Origin of the sequence: Leptobacterium flavescens, assembly GCF_010671605.1 — a bacterium.
Classification (GTDB): Bacteria; Bacteroidota; Bacteroidia; order Flavobacteriales; family Flavobacteriaceae; genus Leptobacterium; species Leptobacterium flavescens.
On sequence record NZ_JAABOO010000001.1, the window covers coordinates 418804 to 440788 of the forward strand.

At 39.2% G+C, this 21985-nt stretch carries 18 protein-coding genes; 9 read left to right on the forward strand and 9 right to left on the reverse strand.

The window, feature by feature from the left end; all coding sequences use genetic code 11:
• Positions 1-7: 7 nt before the first annotated feature.
• The 7 genes from GWK08_RS01905 to GWK08_RS01935 form a co-directional block, all read right to left on the reverse strand.
• Positions 8-901 (reverse strand): FkbM family methyltransferase, encoded by an 894-nt coding sequence (locus tag GWK08_RS01905; RefSeq protein WP_163605216.1) that lies wholly within the window; start codon positions 899-901, stop codon positions 8-10.
• A gap of 3 nt (positions 902-904) precedes the next feature.
• Positions 905-2170 (reverse strand): ABC transporter ATP-binding protein, encoded by a 1266-nt coding sequence (locus tag GWK08_RS01910; RefSeq protein ID WP_163605217.1) that lies wholly within the window; start codon positions 2168-2170, stop codon positions 905-907.
• Entirely contained in the window at positions 2167-3030 is an 864-nt protein-coding gene (locus tag GWK08_RS01915; RefSeq protein WP_163605218.1) for an ABC transporter permease, read from the reverse strand. The genes GWK08_RS01910 and GWK08_RS01915 overlap by 4 nt, the downstream gene beginning before the upstream one ends.
• Before the next feature lie 68 nt (positions 3031-3098).
• The gene (locus GWK08_RS01920; protein WP_163605219.1) at positions 3099-4085 is read right to left on the reverse strand and encodes an SDR family NAD(P)-dependent oxidoreductase; all 987 of its coding nucleotides are present in this window, start codon (positions 4083-4085) and stop codon (positions 3099-3101) included.
• 2 nt (positions 4086-4087) lie between these two features.
• Positions 4088-4687: a sugar transferase gene (locus GWK08_RS01925; RefSeq protein ID WP_239524849.1), complete on the reverse strand. Its 600-nt coding sequence runs from the start codon at positions 4685-4687 to the stop codon at positions 4088-4090.
• Entirely contained in the window at positions 4684-7149 is a 2466-nt protein-coding gene (locus tag GWK08_RS01930; protein ID WP_163605220.1) for a GumC family protein, read from the reverse strand. Before GWK08_RS01930 ends, GWK08_RS01925 begins: the two co-directional genes overlap by 4 nt.
• Before the next feature lie 3 nt (positions 7150-7152).
• Complete coding sequence (locus tag GWK08_RS01935) at positions 7153-7956, reverse strand: polysaccharide biosynthesis/export family protein (RefSeq protein ID WP_163605221.1); 804 nt, start codon at positions 7954-7956, stop codon at positions 7153-7155.
• 101 nt (positions 7957-8057) lie between these two features.
• Between GWK08_RS01935 and GWK08_RS01940 the strand changes: the two genes are divergently transcribed.
• From GWK08_RS01940 to GWK08_RS01970, 7 genes are all read left to right on the forward strand, one after another.
• Positions 8058-9932, forward strand: coding sequence for an ABC-F family ATP-binding cassette domain-containing protein (locus GWK08_RS01940; protein ID WP_163605222.1), 1875 nt, complete (start codon positions 8058-8060; stop codon positions 9930-9932).
• Entirely contained in the window at positions 9932-10702 is a 771-nt protein-coding gene (locus tag GWK08_RS01945; RefSeq protein ID WP_163605223.1) for an O-methyltransferase, read from the forward strand. Before GWK08_RS01940 ends, GWK08_RS01945 begins: the two co-directional genes overlap by 1 nt.
• A 194-nt stretch (positions 10703-10896) precedes the next feature.
• Positions 10897-11472: a cob(I)yrinic acid a,c-diamide adenosyltransferase gene (locus GWK08_RS01950; protein ID WP_163605224.1), complete on the forward strand. Its 576-nt coding sequence runs from the start codon at positions 10897-10899 to the stop codon at positions 11470-11472.
• A 164-nt stretch (positions 11473-11636) separates the two neighbouring features.
• The gene (locus GWK08_RS01955; RefSeq protein WP_163605225.1) at positions 11637-11858 is read left to right on the forward strand and encodes a DUF2795 domain-containing protein; all 222 of its coding nucleotides are present in this window, start codon (positions 11637-11639) and stop codon (positions 11856-11858) included.
• Positions 11859-11942: 84 nt separating this feature from the next.
• Entirely contained in the window at positions 11943-15305 is a 3363-nt protein-coding gene (gene secA, locus GWK08_RS01960; RefSeq protein WP_163605226.1) for a preprotein translocase subunit SecA, read from the forward strand.
• A gap of 389 nt (positions 15306-15694) precedes the next feature.
• Entirely contained in the window at positions 15695-16960 is a 1266-nt protein-coding gene (locus GWK08_RS01965; RefSeq protein WP_163605227.1) for a sterol desaturase family protein, read from the forward strand.
• Positions 16961-17036: 76 nt separating this feature from the next.
• A complete protein-coding gene (locus GWK08_RS01970; RefSeq protein ID WP_163605228.1) occupies positions 17037-19568 on the forward strand; it encodes a M14 metallopeptidase family protein in 2532 nt (843 codons plus the stop codon).
• A gap of 67 nt (positions 19569-19635) precedes the next feature.
• Here the strand turns inward: GWK08_RS01970 and GWK08_RS01975 are convergent, their stop codons facing one another.
• Positions 19636-20040, reverse strand: coding sequence for a hypothetical protein (locus tag GWK08_RS01975; RefSeq protein ID WP_163605229.1), 405 nt, complete (start codon positions 20038-20040; stop codon positions 19636-19638).
• A gap of 7 nt (positions 20041-20047) precedes the next feature.
• Positions 20048-20611: an RNA polymerase sigma factor gene (locus tag GWK08_RS01980; protein ID WP_163605230.1), complete on the reverse strand. Its 564-nt coding sequence runs from the start codon at positions 20609-20611 to the stop codon at positions 20048-20050.
• Positions 20612-20751: 140 nt separating this feature from the next.
• Between GWK08_RS01980 and GWK08_RS01985 the strand changes: the two genes are divergently transcribed.
• The gene (locus GWK08_RS01985) at positions 20752-21102 is read left to right on the forward strand and encodes a DUF6249 domain-containing protein (RefSeq protein WP_163605231.1); all 351 of its coding nucleotides are present in this window, start codon (positions 20752-20754) and stop codon (positions 21100-21102) included.
• A 190-nt stretch (positions 21103-21292) separates the two neighbouring features.
• On the forward strand, positions 21293-21970 hold the full coding sequence (gene msrA / locus GWK08_RS01990; protein WP_163605232.1) for a peptide-methionine (S)-S-oxide reductase MsrA: 678 nt from the start codon (positions 21293-21295) through the stop codon (positions 21968-21970).
• The last annotated feature ends 15 nt before the right edge of the window (positions 21971-21985 follow it).

The following is a 21985-nucleotide window of genomic DNA, read 5'->3' on the forward strand; positions in this document are numbered from 1 at the left end:
TTTACGATTACCGTTCTCTTTTTATTGCATAGATCATTCCTGCATTCAATGCAAGTTTTCTGGAAAAAAATTCAAAATTATTAGCCAGTAACACTTTTTCTATCTCTTCTGGTCCCCGATCATGCCATTCGATCATAAAATAGTCAATCTGATTTATGGCTCCACTTTCATTTAAGTGATCAAAAATTTCATATTCCGCACCTTCACAATCCATTTTAACAGCAATCCGGTTTTCACTATTCTCCTGCCTGATCTTTTTTATTTCTTCATCGAAAGGTTTAATCAGTACTTCCCTTTCCACTGTATTTTCTACAGCAGCATAACTACCACTCATTTTTCCTCTTATTCCGGTATTTCCTTTAATTTCCTTATTAAAGCTAAAAACTTCTTTTCTGGTGTCTTTTCCAATTCCAAAGTTGTTAAAGCTAACTACTTTAGAGATCTCCTTATTCAGGGAAAAATTAAGTTCTGCCTGCTCAAAGGTATCCTTTACCGGTTCGTAAGCATAAATACGCTTTACATTTTCCTGTAGCGAAAAGAACAGGGAAGAGATTCCAATATTTGCGCCTATATCTATTAAAACCAACTCTTCTGGGGAGCTAAATTGATAGTCCTGCTCTGTAAAAACTTCATTGAGAATAAAAAATTCTTCAACATTCTCCACAAAAACATTAACCCCCGAAAGTCCGATAATACACCCGTTCTTGTGATCTTCGATCCTCAGCTCCGGAAAATATTTCTTTAGTTTTTTAATATGACCCTGAGCTCTAACCAATAAAGCCTTGTTATTATGATTTCTATATTCCGGAAGATCACGGTCAAAAATATGCTCGGGATTTGTTTTTCTTTTAATAACATATCCCAGGCCTCCCATAATCTTATTCACCGTTTTCTTCATCATTCCTTACATAAATTTTATTTCAAAATCCACTAATACTTTGCTCTGAGCAACGGGAACCTTCTTTCCTGATGAAAAATAATCCCCTTCTTCCACATCGAATGAAAAAGCATTTTCAATTAAATCGGATTGTGCATTATCTACTCCCATATAAAGGGTAGCCGAATAAATTCCCTGATTTAACGGGTTCTTCGGATATGTTATCCTTATACGATTAGTATCCTCAATAGTACCTGCAGATTTTAGATCAGAACTCACCCAGGACAGCCGTTGTCCGAAATCGTCATCTATTCTCATATCAAAACGAAGTCTGTGACTTGGAATACGCTGAGGGTTATCTATTGTCAGTTCAATGGTAAACGGGCTTCCTGTAGCAGGTTTGACTTTTTCGTCTGCACCATAAACTTTAACTTCCCGGAACTTTACAATACCATTTCCCTTACGCTCTTCAATGTCGCTAAGTTTAATATTTGTATTTCCCTGAAGGTATTTTGAAATCGTTTCATTAATGTTCCCCTGAAAAACAGCCCTACCGTTTTCTAGCAACATTCCCCTGTTACAAAGATTCTGAACAGCTGCCATATTATGGCTTACAAACAAAACGGTTCTTCCCTGTCCTCTGGAAATGTCCTGCATTTTACCAATGGCTTTTTTCTGAAATTCGGCATCGCCTACAGCTAAAACCTCATCAACAACCAGGATCTCCGGTTCCAAATGTGCCGCTACTGCAAAAGCCAGGCGAACTTTCATTCCTGAAGAATAACGTTTTACAGGAGTGTCTATATAACGCTCACAACCGCTAAAAGAAATGATCTCGTCGAGTTTGGATTTTATTTCCGGTTTGGTCATCCCCAGGATAGCTCCGTTAAGAAAAATATTTTCTCTTCCCGTAAGCTCCGGATGAAAGCCTGTACCTACTTCCAGCAGGGAAGCTATACGACCTCTGGATTTTATTTTCCCAGTTGTCGGCCCTGTAACTTTAGATAATATTTTGAGCAATGTAGACTTCCCTGCTCCATTTTTTCCTATGATCCCAAGCACTTCTCCTTTTCTTACCTCGAAATTAATATCCTGAAGTGCCCAAACGTAGTTACTACTGCCTTTACTGCTTCTATCGTTTGCTTCTCCTATTTTAAGATAGGGATCTTCTTTTCCCCTTACCCTGGACCACCATCTGTTCAGGTCATGAGATACCGTTCCTGTACCTACTAACCCAAGGCGATATTGCTTTGAAATATTTTCAGCTTTGAGAATAATATCTTCCTCCATCATATGGTATCAATAAAACTTTTTTCCGTTCTGTTAAAAATAACCAATCCAATCAAAAATACCACTACAGAAACTATAAGGGTCATGGATATACTGAATGCCGATATAGTACCTTCTCCAAGGGTCATATACCTGAACGCCTCAATTACCGTTGTCATTGGGTTATATTCAACAACCCATGCATATTTCGCCGCTTTCTCCTTTACTACTTCAAGAGGGTAACCTACTGCCGAAATATACATCAGCAATTGTACACCGAAAGAAACCAAAAAAGTTAAATCTCGGTATTTAGTGGTCATTGAAGAAGTGATCATTCCAAAGCCCAAACCAAGCATAGCCATGATGAGGATCAATACGGGAAAGAACAACAGGCTTTTATCGGGCATAATTTCATAGCCTCCGTAAAAAATAAAATAAAGATAGAAGAACACAAAAATTCCTATCTGTATCCCAAACTTCAAAAGGTTCGATATAATTACCGACAGCGGCATGATGACACGTGGAAAGTATACTTTACTAAAGATATTTTCATTCTTTTTAAAGGTATCGGAAGTATTGATAAAACAGTCCCTGAAATAATTCCAGGCTGTTATCCCTGCCAGGTTGAATAAATAAGGCGGAACTCTTCCGGTATCTATTCCTGCTATAGTATTAAAAACAAGGGTGAAAATTACTGAGGTAAACAAGGGTTGGATAAGGTACCATAAGGGCCCCAGGACCGTCTGTTTATACAGTGTAACTACATCGCGTTTTACAAATAGGATCAATAGATCCCGATACCTCCATATCTCCTTAAAATTCAGAGCAATCAAACGCTTTGCAGGAGAAATCTCAAATAACCATGTCTCTTTAGTTTGTTTCACTTTAATAGCTTTGGGGGCGTTATTCTTATACTTTAATGATTTTTTGTTTTTTTATTGTCTAAGGCGATTCAAATGGTATATAAACCTGGGTTATATCGTTTTAAGTTTTCCGGTTGAGAAAACCACTCTATAGTTTTATCGAGTCCCTCTTCAAAGCTTATAGCCGGTTTCCAACCTGTTTTTTCCTTTAGTTTCGTCGCATCTCCCACCAGTCTGAATACTTCACTTGAGTCCGGTCGTACTCTCTTTTCATCCTCCATTACCTGTGCATCAGGGTTGATCTTTTTTATCAATGTGTCGGCCAGTTGCCAGATAGATATCTCTCTTCCGCTACTTAAATTAAAAACCTCACCCTTTACTGAATTATCACCGATCATAGAAACAAAGCCCCTTACCGTATCCTTTACATACAGGAAATCTCTTGTCGGGGATAGGTTTCCAAGAAATATTTCCTTCTTCCCGTTAAGTAATTGGGTTATAATGGTTGGAATAATTGCTCTTGTGGATTGCCGGGGGCCAAAAGTATTAAAAGGCCTGGCAATAGAAACATTCAACCCGTAACTTTTATAAAATGATAACGCCATAGCATCTGCCCCCACTTTGGAAGCTGCATAGGGCGATTGAGGTTGTAAAGGATGTTCTTCTGTTATCGGGATAGACCTGGCGGTCCCGTAAACTTCGGAGGTTGAAGTTATTATCAGGTTCTCCACTTCTTCTTCCCGCGCTAGCTGAAGAATATTAAGTGTTCCGTTTATATTGGTCTTTAAAAAAGATTCCGGTGCCACATAGCTGTAAGGTATACTTATCAAAGCCGCCAGATGAATGACACGGTCACAGTCTTTCAGGGCTTTGCGAAGGTGGTGAACATCTTCTATATTTCCCATAAAAACATTGACATTCTTCTTAATATTATCCGGTAAATGATCCAGCCATCCGTTAGAATTAAAGGAATTGTACAGGCAAAAGGCATTCACCTCATATCCGTTGTTTACAAGTTCTTCCACTAGATGTGAACCTATAAAACCTTCCGCACCCGTAACTAATACTTTTTTCATTTTTACCAGCTAGTCCTTTTAAAAGTAGTCAATAAATAATAAATATCCCTTCCAAAAGACCAGTTCCTTATATATTCTTTGTTAATTTTTACTTTATCCGGCCATATGACCTCCCTGTTATACCTTTCCGGATCTTCTTCATTTATCAGCAGAACTTCCTCATTTCTGTATTTTATGGTAGCGGGGCCTGTTAAACCCGGGCGAATACTTAAGATAATCCTGTCTTCTCCCACCAATTCATCTGCATAACCCGGAACATCCGGCCTCGGGCCTACAAAACTCATATCGCCTGTTAAAATATTGATCAGTTGCGGCAATTCGTTCAGCTTCGTTTTCTGTAAAAATTTGCCTGTTTTGGATGTCCCGGAAAAGCTTTCTCCGATTTTCGGTATTTTATCTCCTTTAATCGTCCTGATCTTTAACACATTAAAAGCCTCCCCTTTATACCCTATTCTTTTTTGTTTATACAAACCGAATTCTCCGGTATCAACAACAGCAATCAGCACTAAAAGAATTATGGGGAGTATAAGCAACATCAACAAAAAAACACTTAAAAGCACATCAAATCCTCTTTTTGCTATTTTTTGCCTTGCGGAGATCAATATTTACGTTTTTTCCTGAAAATTGTACTTAGCCTTTTGAATAAAGACCTGGGTTTGTCATCCTCATGGTAGCCATTGCTATACCCGCCATAGCCATAACCATAACCATAGCCGTAGCTATTTCCATATGCGTATTGTGACTTATGCCTGTAATCATTAAGAACAAAACTCAGGTTTTTGATCTCTCCTTTTTTGTATTTATCGTTTATAAAATTGAGCATTCCTTTTTTGGTCTTTCCCTGTCTTATAATATAAAGGGAGGCATCCGCATATTCTACCAATTCAACTGCGTCTGCCACCAAACCAAGTGGAGGAGTATCTAAAATTATATAATCGTATTTCTTTTTTAGCTCTGCGATAAATTCCTTCATCCTTTCACTGATGATCAGTTCAGAAGGGTTCGGTGGGATAGGTCCTGATGTAATAATATCAAGATATTCAAATCTGGTTTTCTGAATAATATCGTCCAGTTTGTTTTGTCCGATCAGGTAATTAACCGTCCCGAAATCATTGGTAATATCAAAATCTTCAAAGATCTTGGGCTTTCTAAGATCCAGTCCGACCAAAACGGTCTTCTTAGAACTCAATGCAAAAACAGAAGCTATATTAATAGAACAGAATGTCTTTCCTTCCCCGCTTATGGAAGAAGTAACCATTACTGTCTTACTTCCTTTTATAGACTGGCTTCGGTAAATAAACTGCAAGCTACTTCTCAGAGCCCGAAAAGCTTCGGATACAGCAGATCTTGGTTTTTCATAAACAGCCAGATTATTAAGTCCTCTGTTTCTACCTACCACACCCAGAAGAGGGATAGAAGAAAGCTGTTCTATATCTTTTGGAGCATTTACATTATGATCCAGGAAAGAGATTATTAAAATAACAGACAAGGGAATCAGAAGTCCTGCAAACAGCGCCATCAGATAATTTTGCTTTGTATTCGGGAAAATAGGCGATTGTCCAAGGTCCTTTGCAGGGTCTATCACTCTTATATCCGATACATTTGCAGCTTGTACTATTCCCGCTTCGCTTCTTTTTTCCAGCAGAGTACTATAAGCCGCTTCACTTAATTTATAACTCCGTTCAATATTAAACAACTGTTGTTCCTCAGCCGGGAGTTTTGCAAATTCATAGTTAAGGCGTTGGATTCTGCCATTAAGATTATCCAACTCTACGCTATTCTTTGCACGGGCACTGTTAATACTCTCAAAAAGGACATTCTTAATTGCATCGATCTGTTTATCTATCTGCTCATAAAAAAGCGGATTCTTTACCTTGGTCTTCAGGTTTGAACGCTGAATAGATAAATTAACGATCTCAGTGATATTCTTAACAAGGCTTGGATCATCCAGGCCGGAAGCAGCGGGTGCAGGAAGATCAGAGTACTCCGTACTGTTCTTTAAATAATTATCCAGCTGATTCAGATAAGCCTGCTTTATTTCTACCGCGCTTTTGGCTGCATCTAATTCGGACATTCTATCAAACAGAGAGGCTCCCTGCGTTGAAAGGTCGAATATCTGATTCTCCTGACGAAAATCTTTTAAACGATCTTCATCAACCTTAAGTGAATCTGAAACTCCTTTGATCCTTTCGTCAATAAACTTGATGGTATTCGTAGCAAAAAGATTCTTTTGTTCCAGTTGTTTTATACTGAGCAAATCGACGGTGGCATTTAAATAATCAGCTAAAATAGCTCTGTTTGTTCCAACAATATTCAAAGCAAGCATTGAAGCTCCCTTGGTTCTTAGGGTAACCGATACCCTCTGAAACTTAACCAGTTCTTCATCAATACTGGTAAACTTTATATAAAATACATCTCCGGGATTTGGCTCCATATCTTCTCGCGGGCCTATTTTAAAATTTATAAAAGAGCTTTCAATAAGCTCATTCATTTTAAAACTCTCCTTATAAGAAGTATTTATTCTCGATCGCTCTATCTCATTTTTGGTATAATTGATCAGCCGTACATCTTCGTTCTCAAGTTCATATGACAATTCAAATTCGTTGTTCTCCTTGAATTCTATTCGGATGGGTACATTAATCAGCTGAGGAAGTGCTTCATTCAGATCTACAACAAAAGGTGCATTAGTATGCAGATCTTCCAGTCTGAACGCCCCTTCTTCCATATAATGAATATACAATTGCAGTAACTTAACTACATCTTCATTATGTGTTCTGGATGACAAGATGGTACGAATGGTCTCTACTTTATCACTGGCTCCACCCCAATTAAAAGTGAGATTCAGTGTGCTCGTAAAAAAAGGATTTTGTTCTTCTTTTACGGTAATAAGTGTATCCAGCCTGTATTGTTTTTCCGCTCTTAGGTTTATATAATACGCGATTACAAGGGCTGTTGCCACAAAAAATAAGATAATGTACCAATATCTAAGTGCGCGGAATAAAAAGTTTTTGATATTAAAAGAACCTTGCTGTATATCCTTTATGTCCAGTTCGTTTTCCAGCATCTGCTATAGGTTTTGAATGAGTAAGACAGTACTAGTTATAATAGAAACTATAGAAAAAACCGTCGTAAACGTCTGGAAACCTGTTGTTCCTGTCCCCCAGCTCTTTTGCTTTAACGGTTTTATATAGATCATATCATTTGGTAAAATATAGAAATAGGGCGATTGTAATAAATTCTTATCTGTTAGATCTACATGATGTATTTTTTTTCCATCAGGGTATTGACGTATGATCAACACATCTTCCCTGTTACCCGTAATAGGAATATCGCCGGCATTGGCAATAGCTTCAAGGATGTTTACTCTTTCCTGATAAAGTACATTACTGCCCGGGTTTGCAACTTCTCCAATAACACTGTAATTCAAGCCTGCCAGTTTAACAGTAACAAAAAGATTCGTAGACTCCGTCAAATAATTTTCCAGCAATTTCTTTTCTATCATCTTCCTGATCTCTTCTGCAGTATAACCGAGAACATTTAACTCTCCCAGGATCGGGATCCTGATATTCCCATGAATATCTACGGTATATCCTTCAAAATAAAGTGTTCCCGGATCATTTCCCACCCCGGCTGCTCCTTCTCTTTCGGAAGTTTTAAAGATTGCAACCAATTCAGGGTCGGATGCTTTTATATCAATATACAGGATGTCGTTAACCTGGATCTTATACGGTTTGGACAAGGCGTTTATTGAAGCCTGGTTTTCTTTGTTTATTTCTTCGGATTCTTGTAAGTAGACAAGTCTTTTATTCGACACGCAGGATTGTAAAAAAATAAGAAGAAAGGGAAGGACAAAGAAGGATCGAAACTTCATAATTATTGACTTTATTAGCAAATATAGTTTTTCAGCACCAATAATAAAACTTCAAATCGTTTATCTATCCATTTTATGTTACTTTGCAAAAAAATGAGCTCGTGAATTTATTATCGGTTGAAAATATTTCAAAATCCTATGGAGAACGCGTTTTATTCTCTGATATTTCCTTTGGCGTCAATAAAGATCAAAAAATTGCCTTTGTAGCCAAGAACGGAACGGGAAAAACCTCTCTGCTCAACATCATTACCGGGAAAGATATACCGGATGAAGGGCAGGTGGTTTCCAGGAACGGTTTGCATATAGCCTTCCTTGCTCAGGAGCCTGACCTATCTGCCGATCTGACAGTGGAGGAAACGATTTTTGCTACCGATAATAAGATCCTGAAGATCATCCGGGAATACGAAACCGCTCTGGAAAATCCGGATGATACCGAAAAGTACCAGAAGGCATTTGAACAGATGGAGATCCACAATGCCTGGGATTTTGAAACACAGTACAAACAGATCCTGTTTAAACTAAAGCTGGATCAACTTTCTCAAAAGGTATCTTCACTATCGGGAGGGCAAAAGAAACGCCTGGCACTTGCCAATATCCTGATAAGCAAACCCGATCTGCTAATTCTGGATGAGCCGACCAACCATCTCGATCTGGAAATGATAGAATGGCTGGAAAACTATTTTGCCAAAGAGAATATTACCCTTTTTATGGTTACTCACGACCGTTTTTTCCTGGAAAGGGTTTGCAATGAGATCATTGAGTTGGAGAACGGGAAGCTATACAGCTATAAAGGCAATTATTCCTATTATCTAGAAAAAAAGGAAGCCAGGATAGCAGCGGAAAAAGCTTCCGTAGAAAAAGCAAAAAACCTTTATGTTAAGGAACTTGACTGGATGCGCAGGCAGCCTAAGGCCAGGACCACCAAGTCCAAAAGCCGGATAGATGATTTTTATATCATCAAGGAAAAAGCGCATCAAAGAAGGAAAGAACACAAGGTACAATTGGAGATCAATATGGAAAGGTTGGGCAGCAAGATCCTGGAGCTTCATCAGGTTTCCAAATCTTTTCAGTCTAAAAAGATCCTCCATAAGTTTAATTACACCTTTAAGAAAGGAGAACGTATCGGTATTATCGGTAAGAACGGAACGGGAAAATCTACTTTTCTGAATATGATCACCCAATCCGTAAAGTCGGATGAGGGAAAGATAATAGTGGGAGATACGGTTAAATTTGGTTATTACACCCAAAGCGGGATCAAAATAAAACCGGAACAAAAGGTCATTGAGGTCATTAAAGAATTCGGCGATTATATTCCCCTGGCCAAAGGGAGGCAAATTTCGGCCTCTCAACTCCTGGAACGCTTCCTTTTCGATAGGAAGAAACAATACGATTTTGTAGAGAAGCTAAGTGGTGGAGAACTAAAGAGGCTCTATCTCTGTACCGTCCTAATACAAAATCCCAATTTTCTTATTCTGGATGAGCCTACTAACGATCTGGATATCGTTACCCTTAACGTTCTGGAGAATTTCCTTTTGGATTTTCCGGGTTGCCTTATTGTAGTTTCTCACGACCGCTACTTTATGGATAAGATCGTAGATCATTTGTTTGTTTTTCGCGGGCAAGCGGAAATAGAAGATTTTCCCGGGAATTATTCCGATTTCAGGGTTTATGAGGACAGTAGTCCGGCTCCTGAGAAAGAAAAACAACAAAATACCGATAAAGCTTCGAAAAAAAGCTGGAAAACAGGGAACAGCCAGTCAAAACTGTCCTTTAATGAACAAAAAGAGTACGGAAAACTGGAAAAAGAGATCCAGAAACTGGAAGAAGAAAAGCTGGCTATAGAAAGTTTGTTCTCTACCAGCGAACTGGATAATGAGCAAATAGGTGAGCAATCTGAAAAACTTCAGCAATTACTGGAGAAAATCGATGAAAAAACAGAGCGCTGGTTTGAACTTTCTGCCAAAATGGAAGGATAATGTGGCATCTGTTTAAGGCATATATCGCTTTTTTGTTCAGATCTACCAATCAGCATGGAGTGCACTCCCCTTTTGTTTATGATCTGATTACCAAATGCTTTTACAATAAAGAAAATAAGAACGCCTATCGTATAATTTCAGGCTATCGAAAGCATATGCTTTCCGATGACAGTAAAATATCAGTTACCGATTTCGGAGCAGGTTCCCGTGTTTTTAAATCGAATAAAAGAAAAGTTTCTGCTATTGCCAGAAATGCAGGCACTGGTCCCAAAAGAGCCCGGCTTTTAAATCGCCTTGTAGGATATTTGGGAATTTCGGATATGCTGGAACTGGGAACCTCATTAGGGCTTGGTACTGTTGCTTTAGCAGCAAATAACACATATAAGCGTATCATTACGATCGAAGCCTGCCCTGAAACAGCAAAAATAGCGGAAACCGGCTTTAAAAAACTCGGTCTTTCGGGTATTGAACTTAAAAACAACACATTTGAAGAGGTAATTCCGTCTCTTTCCGGTAAATTTGATCTGATCTATGTTGACGGGAATCATCAAAAAGAAGCTACCTTAAATTATTTTGAGCAGCTTCTGCAGAACGTACATAACGACACCGTGATGATCTTCGATGATATTCACTGGTCTCCGGGCATGGAAGAAGCCTGGAATTCAATTAAAGAACATCCGGAAACTACTGTAAGTATAGATACTTTTTTCTGGGGTTTTGTTTTCTTCAGAAGGGAACAACCCAAAGAACATTTTGTTATCCGGATATAATTTAATATGTTAAGGTGACGAGTTTTTAAAACAGAAATTATGATGTTTCTTTGGATTATATTGATCGCTGTTCTTTTCTATCTTGTTCTTTACAACAACAAAAGAAATATGAACAAACTGAGAAACAGAAAAAGACGGAGTTTCCGGGATAAATATTACGAGAAAAAAGAGAAAAAATAGTTCAAGACATTCACATGAAAATATATACTAAAACAGGAGATAAAGGCACCACTGCCCTATTTGGAGGAACCCGGGTACCTAAACATCATTTGCGAATTGACAGCTATGGTACAGTAGACGAATTGAATTCGTGGATAGGTCTTATCAGAGACCAGAAAACCGGGCCTGAGATCGGGGAAGTCCTTATTCGCATACAGGACAGATTATTTACTCTGGGGGCCATTCTGGCAACGGATCCTGAAAAAGCCGTTCTGAAAAGCGGAAAAGAACGTCTCAATATCCCCAAAATAACTACTGCGGATATTGAACTTCTGGAAAAGGAGATGGATCAAATGAATGACAATCTTCCGCCAATGACCCATTTTGTCCTTCCCGGAGGGCATCAATCCGTGTCATTCTGTCATATTGCCCGCTGCGTATGCCGCAGAGCCGAGCGATTAGCCTCTGAGCTCAATGAAAATGAACCTTTCGACGAACATGTACTTAAATATTTGAACCGTCTTTCGGACTATCTTTTTGTGTTGGCACGGAAGTTGTCCCATGACCTCAAAGCAGAAGAAATTAAATGGATCCCCGATAAGCAAAATTAAGCGATCCTTGAAAAGTTGATTATTTTTGGATCTTTTTATAAAAAAATCGGCATTTTTTTTCTTAAAAAAGTACGTTCTTAGAAATAATGTGCAAATAATATATTTTTTACTTGACTTTTTCGTATAAAAAATTATTTTTGCAGAAAATTAAAATCGAATAGCACATGTATTGGACTTTAGAATTAGCATCGTATTTGAGTGATGCGCCCTGGCCGGCAACAAAGGACGAATTAATAGACTATGCTATTAGAACGGGAGCCCCTCTTGAAGTCGTGGAGAACTTGCAATCTATGGAAGATGAAGGAGAAGTATATGAATCGATTGAAGAGATTTGGCCAGATTATCCCACAGAGGAAGATTACCTCTGGAATGAAGATGAATATTAACAACCCTTAACATTTTTAAACGCAAAAAGTCTCAACCGAGGCTTTTTTTTTGTTTAATTTTGAAAATTAAATTATAAAACCACTATGAGTTTACTAAATTCAATCCTCAAGACGTTTGTAGGTGATAAAGCGAAGAAGGATATCAAGGAAATACAACCTCTTGTTGATAAAATCAAATCATTTGAAAGCTCAGTTTCTCAACTGTCTCATGATGAACTCAGATCAAAAACAGAAGCCTTTAAAAGCAAAATAAAAGAAGGCCGGGCTGCTTTTGATGAAAAAATAGCACAATTACAGGAAGAAGCGAATACTACAGAAGATATAGATAAAAAGGAAGATATTTACACGGAAATAGATAAGCTCAAAGATGAAGCTTATGAAGCTTCCGAAAAAGTACTCCTCGAAATCCTTCCCGAAGCATTTGCAGTCGTAAAAGAAACATCAAAGCGTTTTGCAGAAAACGAAACTATTACGGTAACAGCAACGGCTTTCGACCGGGAATTATCCGGAAGTAAAGATTTTGTCAGTCTTGACGGCGAAAAAGCTGTTTGGAAAAATTCCTGGGATGCCGCCGGAAAGGAAGTTACCTGGGATATGATACATTATGACGTGCAGCTTATAGGTGGTATTGCACTTCATCAGGGTAAAATTGCGGAGATGCAAACAGGTGAAGGTAAAACCCTGGTGGCTACACTTCCCGTTTACTTAAATGCACTTACCGGTAACGGGGTACACCTGGTTACCGTTAACGACTATTTGGCAAAAAGGGATAGCGCATGGATGGGACCTCTCTTTCAGTTTCACGGATTGAGTGTAGACTGTATTGATTATCACCAGCCTAATTCGGATGCCAGGAGAAAGGCCTATGAAGCCGATATTACTTACGGAACAAATAACGAATTCGGTTTTGACTATCTGCGTGATAATATGGCGCACTCACCAAAGGACCTGGTTCAACCACAACACAATTATGCAATTATTGATGAGGTCGATTCTGTATTGGTAGATGACGCCAGAACCCCTCTTATTATTTCAGGGCCGGTTCCGCAGGGAGATCGTCATGAATTCCTGGAATTAAAGCCCAAAGTGTCCGATATTGTTGCCAAACAACGTCAGTACCTGACCGGAGTTCTTGCAGAGGCTAAAAAACTTATCGCAGAAGGAGATACCAAAGAAGGAGGATTCCTTTTATTAAGAGTTCACAGAGGACTTCCCAAAAATAAAGCTCTTATCAAGTTTTTGAGTGAAGAAGGGATCAAACAACTTCTTCAGAAAACAGAAAATTTCTATATGCAGGATAACAATCGTGAAATGCATCAGGTAGATGCGGAATTGTTATTCGTAATTGAAGAAAAGAACAATCAGATAGAACTTACCGATAAGGGAGTTGAATATCTTTCCGGAGACAGTGATCCTAACTTTTTCGTAATGCCCGATATCGGGATGGAGATCTCTCAAATTGAGAATCAGAACCTCCCTATCGAGAAGGAAGCAGAGTTAAAAGAAGTACTGTTCAAGGAATTCAGTGTTAAGAGTGAGCGTATCCATACGATGAATCAGCTACTAAAGGCCTACACCCTCTTTGAAAAGGATGTGGAATATGTGGTGATGGAAAATAAAGTAATGATCGTTGATGAGCAAACCGGACGTATTATGGACGGACGTCGTTATTCTGACGGATTGCACCAGGCGATTGAAGCAAAGGAGAATGTAAAGATCGAGGATGCTACCCAGACTTTTGCTACGATTACACTTCAGAATTACTTTAGAATGTATCGTAAGCTATCGGGTATGACCGGTACGGCAATTACGGAAGCAGGAGAATTCTGGGAGATCTACAAAATGGATGTGATGGAGATCCCGACCAACCGTCCGATTGCCAGACATGACAGACAGGATCTTATTTATAAAACCAAAAGAGAAAAATACAACGCTGTGATCGATGAAGTTACCGAGCTTTCCAAAGCAGGAAGGCCTGTGCTTATCGGTACTACTTCTGTTGAGATCTCAGAATTATTGGGTAGAATGCTTACCCTGAGAAAGATCCCTCATAATGTCCTGAATGCGAAACTCCACAAAAAAGAGGCCGATATCGTTGCGGAAGCAGGAAATGCAGGAGTGGTAACCATAGCGACCAACATGGCCGGTAGGGGAACCGATATTAAATTGACCGATGAAGTAAAAACGGCAGGTGGATTAGCCATTATAGGTACGGAACGTCACGATTCCCGACGTGTGGACAGACAGTTAAGAGGTAGATCGGGAAGACAGGGAGATCCGGGAAGTTCACAGTTCTATGTATCTCTGGAAGATAACCTGATGCGTCTTTTCGGATCGGACAGAGTGGCAAAAATGATGGACCGAATGGGATTAAAGGAAGGTGAAGTTATTCAGCATTCCATGATGACCAAATCTATCGAAAGAGCTCAGAAAAAAGTAGAGGAAAACAACTTTGGGGTCAGAAAGCGTTTGCTTGAATATGATGACGTGATGAATGCGCAAAGAGAGGTAGTTTACAAACGTAGAAGGCACGCACTTCAGGGAGAACGTCTTAAAGTAGATATTGCCAATATGCTCTTTGATACCTGTGAGGTAATTGCAGATACCAATAAGGCAGCAAATGATTTCAAGAATTTTGAGTTCGAGCTGATAAAATATTTCTCTCTTACTTCTACCGTTTCCGAAGACGACTTTAAGAGAATGGCGCCACAGGAGATCGCCTCCCAGATATATAAAGCAGCTTACGAGCAATACAACAACAAAATAGAGCGCAACGCTGCAAATGCATATCCGGTAATCAAAAATGTTTACGAAACTCAGGGAGATCGTTTTGAAAGGATCGTGGTTCCGTTTACCGACGGAGTTAAGACCCTGAATGTTGTTACCAATCTTCAGGGAGCCTATGAAAGTGAAGGGAAATCGCTGGTAACCGACTTTGAAAAGAATATATCCCTGGCTATTATAGATGAATCCTGGAAGACTCACCTGAGGAAAATGGATGAGTTAAAGCAGTCCGTGCAATTAGCGGTACACGAGCAAAAAGATCCTCTGTTGATCTATAAATTTGAAGCTTTTGAGTTGTTCAAATCAATGATCGACAAAGTAAATAAGGAAATTATCTCCTTCCTTTTCAAAGGAGAATTACCTACTCAGAATGCTGATAACATACAGGAAGCCAGAACAGTAAGCAGACCAAAAGAAAATCTTCAGACTTCCAAAGAAGAAGTTCTTAACAGCGATGAGCTGGCGGCAAGAAACAGGGCAGCAGGACAACAGACCCAGCAAAGACCCCAGGTAACCGAGACTATCGTGAGGGACAGGCCCAAGATCGGTAGGAATGACAGGGTTACCATTAAAAATGTGATGAGTGGTGAAAACAAAGTTTTGAAATACAAACAGGCAGAACCGCTTATCAACAAGGGGGAATGGGTACTTGTTGAAGACTAAAAAATAAGCTAATAATAAAAAGTCCCCTTAAGGATTTCGTATTCTTAAGGGGACTTTATCGATTAAAATTGCCCTTTTAAACAAAAATTACCTTTTTCATCGAAAATTTTTTAATTAAATCATAAATCCTTATATATTTGTCCGAGAAATTTTCACCCACTTCTTTTTACCGACCTATTGACAGCGATATTCTCAACACACACAATATCGCAAACCGTCACCTCCTTATGTTTTAAGAATTGATTCAATTTTTTTGATTAATAGACCCGTAAGAGGTGATCCAACCGAAAGGAAGATTGCCTCTTCTTTTTTTTGGTATATTCTTAAAAGCTTTTGCTCTGCTTCCCGAAACTCAGTATATTTAACAACTATACCATTAATTGTTATTTATGGAAACATATGCCAAGGCTTTATTGATCGCAATTCCTTTTTTTATCGGGCTGGTTTTACTGGAGATCCTATACGGATATTTCATTAAAAATCAGATGCATAAGCCTATGGATACCATTTCCAGTCTGAGTTCGGGCCTTACCAATATTATCAAGGATTCTCTCGGCCTGGCTGTTATCATTATCTCCTACCCTTTCCTGCTTAAACATCTGGCGCTTTTTAATATCGAATCGACTTTAACGGTTTATATAATTGGTTTTATTGCCATAGACTTTGCAGGTTACTGGAATCATCGCCTGAGCCATAAAGTGAATTTCTTCTGGAACCAGCATGTAATACATCACAGCAGTGAAGAGTTTAACCTGGCTTGCGCCCTCAGACAATCTGTTTCCAATATTCTGGGGTACTTCCCTCTGCTTCTGATCCCTGCTGCCATTATGGGAGTTCCGGAGAATGTCATCAATATCATAGCTCCTATCCATCTTTTTGCACAGTTCTGGTATCATACCAAACACATCGGTAAAATGGGATGGCTGGAATATATTATTGTTACCCCGTCTCAACACAGGGTACATCATGCCATTAATCCGGAATATATTGACAAAAACCTGGGGCAGATATTCTGTATCTGGGACAGGATGTTCGGGACTTTTCAGGAAGAACTTAAAGAAGTACCTCCCGTATACGGTATTTTAAAACCTGCTAAAACCTGGAATCCCATTCTGATCAACTTTCAGCATATCTGGCGATTGATGCAGGATGCCTGGAGAACCAGTAGCTGGAAGGCCAAATTCCTTATCTGGTTTATGCCCACAGGATGGCGACCTGAAGACGTAAAAGAAAAGTATCCTGTCCAGGTGATCAATGACGTTTATAATTTTGACAAATACGAAACAGAAGCCACAAAAGCTTTTATCTGGTATTCAATATTCCAGCTTCTCAGTTGTACAGGGCTGATGCTCTTTATGTTTTACAGTTTCGGAAACCTGAGTTTTAACGAATTGCTTATTTATGGAGCGATGGTGTTTATCGGTATTTATGGATATTCTACCCTGATGGACCGTAAAAACTATGCCGTATGGTTAGAACTGATCCGAAGTTTTGCCGCTTTGGGCTTTATCTATTACACAGGAGATTGGTTTGGATTGAAATCGGTGTCCTATATTGGCTTTATCCTGGTAATTATCTACTTTTTCATTACCGTACTGGGAGCCATTTATTTTTCTTATTTCGAGAAAAAACAGCTTTCACAAATTGCCGTCTGAATGTTTTTTAAATGACATTTATCGGAGGGGATGCTGATTTTTTATTTACTATCTTTAGAATCAAAAATCAGCCATCATGTTCAAGAATTACACTGTCATTTTTCTGGCATTTTTCACCATTTCACTATCCGCTCAGGATTATTTCTTAAAAAAATACCAACCTTTTAATTCTGCCATTCCTTCTCCGGAAGCCTTTTTAGGATATCCGATCGGTTCTCAGCATACCCGGCATGATCAGATCGTTGCGTATTTAAAAGAACTGGCACGTATTTCAGATATGGCCAGCATTTATGAATACGGAAAGACCCATGAAGGGCGTAAGCTTGTTATCCTTACCATCAGTTCTTCTCAGAATCTACAAAATCTGGAACAGATAAAACAACAACATCTCGCTTTTGTAGATACCAATTCGGGTGCTTCCAATTACGATCAGGTACCTATTTTCATCAACCTGGGATACAATGTTCACGGAAACGAACCTTCAAGTTCAGAAGCAGCTATGCTAAGTGCTTATACTCTCCTGGCATCTAATCATCCGGAAATAAGAAAGTATCGCTCCGACGCGGTGATCTTTATAGATCCCACGATCAATCCGGACGGAAGGGACCGGCATACGCAATGGGCTAACAGTTATAAAGGGAATCCCCTTGTCAGCGATCCTCAGGATGCTGAACACAGCGAATACTGGCCCCAGGGAAGGACCAATCATTATTGGTTCGACCTTAACCGCGACTGGTTATTGGGAATAAACCCCGAAAGCCGTGGAAAACTGAACTGGTATCATGAATGGTACCCCAATGTGGTGACCGATTTTCACGAAATGGGAACCAATAGCACCTATTTCTTCGAACCGATGAAACCCATAGGCTCCAAAGACCCCATTATGCCCAAAGAAAACTATACGGATCTGAATGATATTTTCGGGGCTTATTTTTCAAAAGCTTTAGACAGTATAGGATCTCTGTATTTTACCAAGGAAGCATTTGACGGTACCTATCCCGGCTACGGATCTTCCTATCCCGATCTACAGGGAGGCCTGGCACTGCTTTTTGAGCAAGCCAGTTCGAGAGGACATGTACAGAAAACACCATACGGAAAAATAACTTTCCCCTTTACTATCCGGAATCAGTATACTTCCAGTATGACCACGGTTAAAGCTGCAGTGGAGAATAAAGCTCTTTTAAGAAAATACCAGCAGGATTTCTTTAAAAGCGCCCTGAGCAATGCCTCAAAAAAGAGGATAAGAGCTTATACTTTTGAAGATAAATTCGATAAAAACAGGCTTAAAGCTTTTATCGATAAGCTCTTGTTGCATCGCATTAAAGTATACAAGACCAATGATGAAAATAAGTATGTAGTTCCTACCAATCAGCCGCAGTACAGAATGGTCCAAACCGTTTTTGAGACCTATAAGGAATATAGAGACAGTGTTTTTTATGATGCCTCGGCCTGGTCGGTTGCTAATTTTTACAATGTTAAGTACAGAGCCGTAAGCAGTAATGTACCCACCACCGGAGAAGTTACTTCTACGGAAGATCTGGTTAAGGTAAGTCCGGTATCAAGGTCGTCTTATGCCTATATTATCGATTATGACGATTACAATGCTTCTGCGGTATTGTATTACCTTCAGCATAAAGGCGTAAATGTAGCTGCGGCTTATAAGCCTTTTTCCATACAGACATCAACCATATCGAAAAAATTTAATTACGGAACCCTGGTTGTTCCTGTGAGCAAACAAAAACTCAGTCCGGAAAAAGTATATCAGGCACTTACCGAGGCTCAAAAGAGATACAAGGTTCCCATGTATTCGGTAGCTTCCGGTTTCAGCTTAAGCGGAATAGATCTGGGAAGCCGTTATGTGCAGTTCGTACAAAAGCCCAAAGCGGCTATGGTTATCGGAAACGGGGTCAGATCCTATGAAGCAGGAGAAGTATGGCATTTACTGGATACCCGGGTACATATGCCGATCACCAAGATCCCAATGCGCAATTTCTCCCGTTCCGATCTGGACAGGTATAATACCCTGGTACTGGTTTCCGGAAACTACAATCAGTTAGATTCCAATCAGCAAAAGCGAATTAAAGATTGGATAGCCAAGGGCAATACCCTTATCACTATCGGGTCTGCCTCCAGGTGGGCCATCAACACGAAAATTGTGAACGAAAAACTAACAAAGGCCAAAAAGAAAGATTCCTTAAAGGCAGTAAGTAGAAAACCTTATGTGGATGCTCCCGAAAATCTCGGAAAGGAGAGCGTAGGAGGAGCTATCTTTAAGGTAGACCTCGATGTTACGCATCCGTTAGGTTTTGGCTATCACGATACTTCCATCCCTGTGTATAAGAACAATACGATCTGGCTTGCTCCAAGTAAAAATGAGTATGCTACGGTTGCCAAATATTCTGCTGATCCGCATATAGATGGATTTATTACCGACAGGAACCTCAACGAATTTATGAAGCCCTCCGCCTCTCTTATCGTAAGTCCGGTAGGTCGTGGTCGTGCTGTTTTGTTTGCAGATAATCCGAATTTCCGGGGCTCCTGGTACGGAACCAACCGTTTATTCCTGAATGCTTTGTTTTTTGGAAATGAGATAAGAGTTCCAAGATAAAAACCCGATCAAAATAAAAACCCTGACATATGAGTTGTCAGGGTTCTTTTTTTATTTTAATTATTCATTAAAGTTCAAAACTTCTGGCCAGCCTGTTCTTAAGTGCTACCATTTGTACCAGCAATAAAACAACTCCCAGGAGAATACCTATAGATACGCTTTTAGAGACGGTAATACCGCTCGAAAGATCTATAGAAGGCATTTGCATTTGAGGTACTTTTTCTGTGGGGATCCATTGCGATAACCAGGCGCCTCCATCCATAAAGAATGAAAGTGATATCAGGCCAAGTACGGCAGCAGCTATCCCGACCCACCATTTGCGGGAAATAACAGGTTCGTATATTTTTTGGTCCTCTTTCTCCTGAATTTCCGTCATGATCTGATGAAGAAAAGCAGTGGAAGGTCGGTTCAAACCTATTTCCTTAAAGCTGTCTTTAAGATCCCGGTCTATGTTTTTTTTCTTCTCCTCCATAATTCAATTATTTAAAAAGAGTTGCAGAATCTTTTAATAAAGATAAGAGTTTATTGCGACTCCGGTATAATTTTATTTTTATGTTATTGGCCTTAATGCCTGTAATTTCACTTATTTCCTTTAAAGATAATTCCTCATAATAATACAAGGTCATAAGCAACTGATCATCTTCAGAGAGCTTTTTAAGGGCTTTTTCAATATACTCTTTCCGTTCCTTCTGTTCGAGGGCGTAAAAAGCATCGGTCTCTGCATCTATCTGGCTCTCATTCACCTCATCTATATGATCTGAGCGTACATATCTCTTTTTTTCCTTTAGCTTATCCAGGCAATGATTATAACTTATCCTGTACAGCCAGGTCGAGAATTTGGACTGCCCTTTAAACTTTTTAAGCGACTGGAAACACTTTATAAAAGCTTCCTGCGCTACATCTTCGGCCTCTTCCCTCTCCTTCATTAATTTCAGGGCAATGGTAAACACCATATTCTGGTATTTTTCTACCAGAAATGAAAAGGCGTTCACCTCGCCTTCCAGAACACGGTTTATATAATAATGGTCAGGTTGATCAGTCATTCAAACAATATGACTATTAAAAGACGGTTTTGGTTACATCTATAAGTTAAAAAAAATAAATTCAATTTTTTTGTAACCGATCCAGGTTTTTGAAAGTCATACGGATGAAACAAAATTTAACTTTTAAAAATCTAAACATTATGGAAGCAGAAATATTGATATTTATTACGATGTTTATCGTTATTTTCGGGATTGCCTACCTAAGATACTCTACCCGTAACAAAGAACGACTGGCATTAATAGAAAAGGGAGCGGATGCTTCTATATTTTTCAGTAATAAAAAGCTGAGTCCTTCCCTAACCTGGAAAATAATCATCCTCAATCTTGCTGTACTATTTATGGGAATCGGAATAGGAGTTTTTATTGGGTCTATATTACATCACAATCTGGGTGTTGAGGAAGGAGTAGCTTTTGCAGGAACCATTTTCCTTATGGCAGGTATAGGTCTATTCACAGGCTTTACCCTAACCAAAAAACTGGCCAGGGAATAGAACAGGAACAACCACCTTATTCATATACGGTAGCTTTTATATTATCCGGGCTGCCGTTGTCATACCGCCAAGCAGAACCCTGACACACAAAGTAGTCGGGGTTTTTTATGTTAAATCTTAACACACTTTAAACACGATTTAAGTAAGGAATCCGTTATAATTCGACTGACCAATCACAAAAAATATTGTCATGAAGTACGTAAAATTCGGTGCATTGCTAGCTATTACAGCACTGTTTATCGTAAGCTGTGAAGCCAAAACCTCCGATAAAGTCGCTAAAATAACCAAGGTAAAGACATTTGAGAAGGAAGCTATTCAGGATCTGTCCAAATATGAGACTGCATATTTTGCCAGTGGATGTTTCTGGTGCGTTGAAGCTGTTTTTGAAAGCGTAAAAGGAGTTAAGGAAGTTATATCTGGTTATTCCGGAGGAACAGAAAAGAACCCGACCTATGAAAAGGTAGGACGCGGACTTACCAGTCACGCTGAAGCAGTTGAAGTATACTACGATCCTAAAGTAGTTAGTTTTAATACCCTTGTACGTGTATTTTTCGGCTCTCATGACCCGACAACCCTGAACAGACAGGGGCCGGATCGCGGACCCCAATACAGGTCGATAGCTTTTTATAAGAACGAAAAAGAAAGAGAGTCTATCATTCACTATGTGGAAAAGCTGGAGCAGGAAAGAATTTTCAGCAGGCCCATAGTTACTGAAATTGTGCCTTTTAAAGTTTTTTATAAAGCGGAAGAATATCATCAGGATTTTGAAAGAAAGCATCCGAACAATCCCTATATAAGAAATGTATCCGTTCCAAGACTGAGATCTTTTCAAAGAAAATATCCCGAATTACTAAAAGATTCGCATTAATTTAGCAGCTCATTA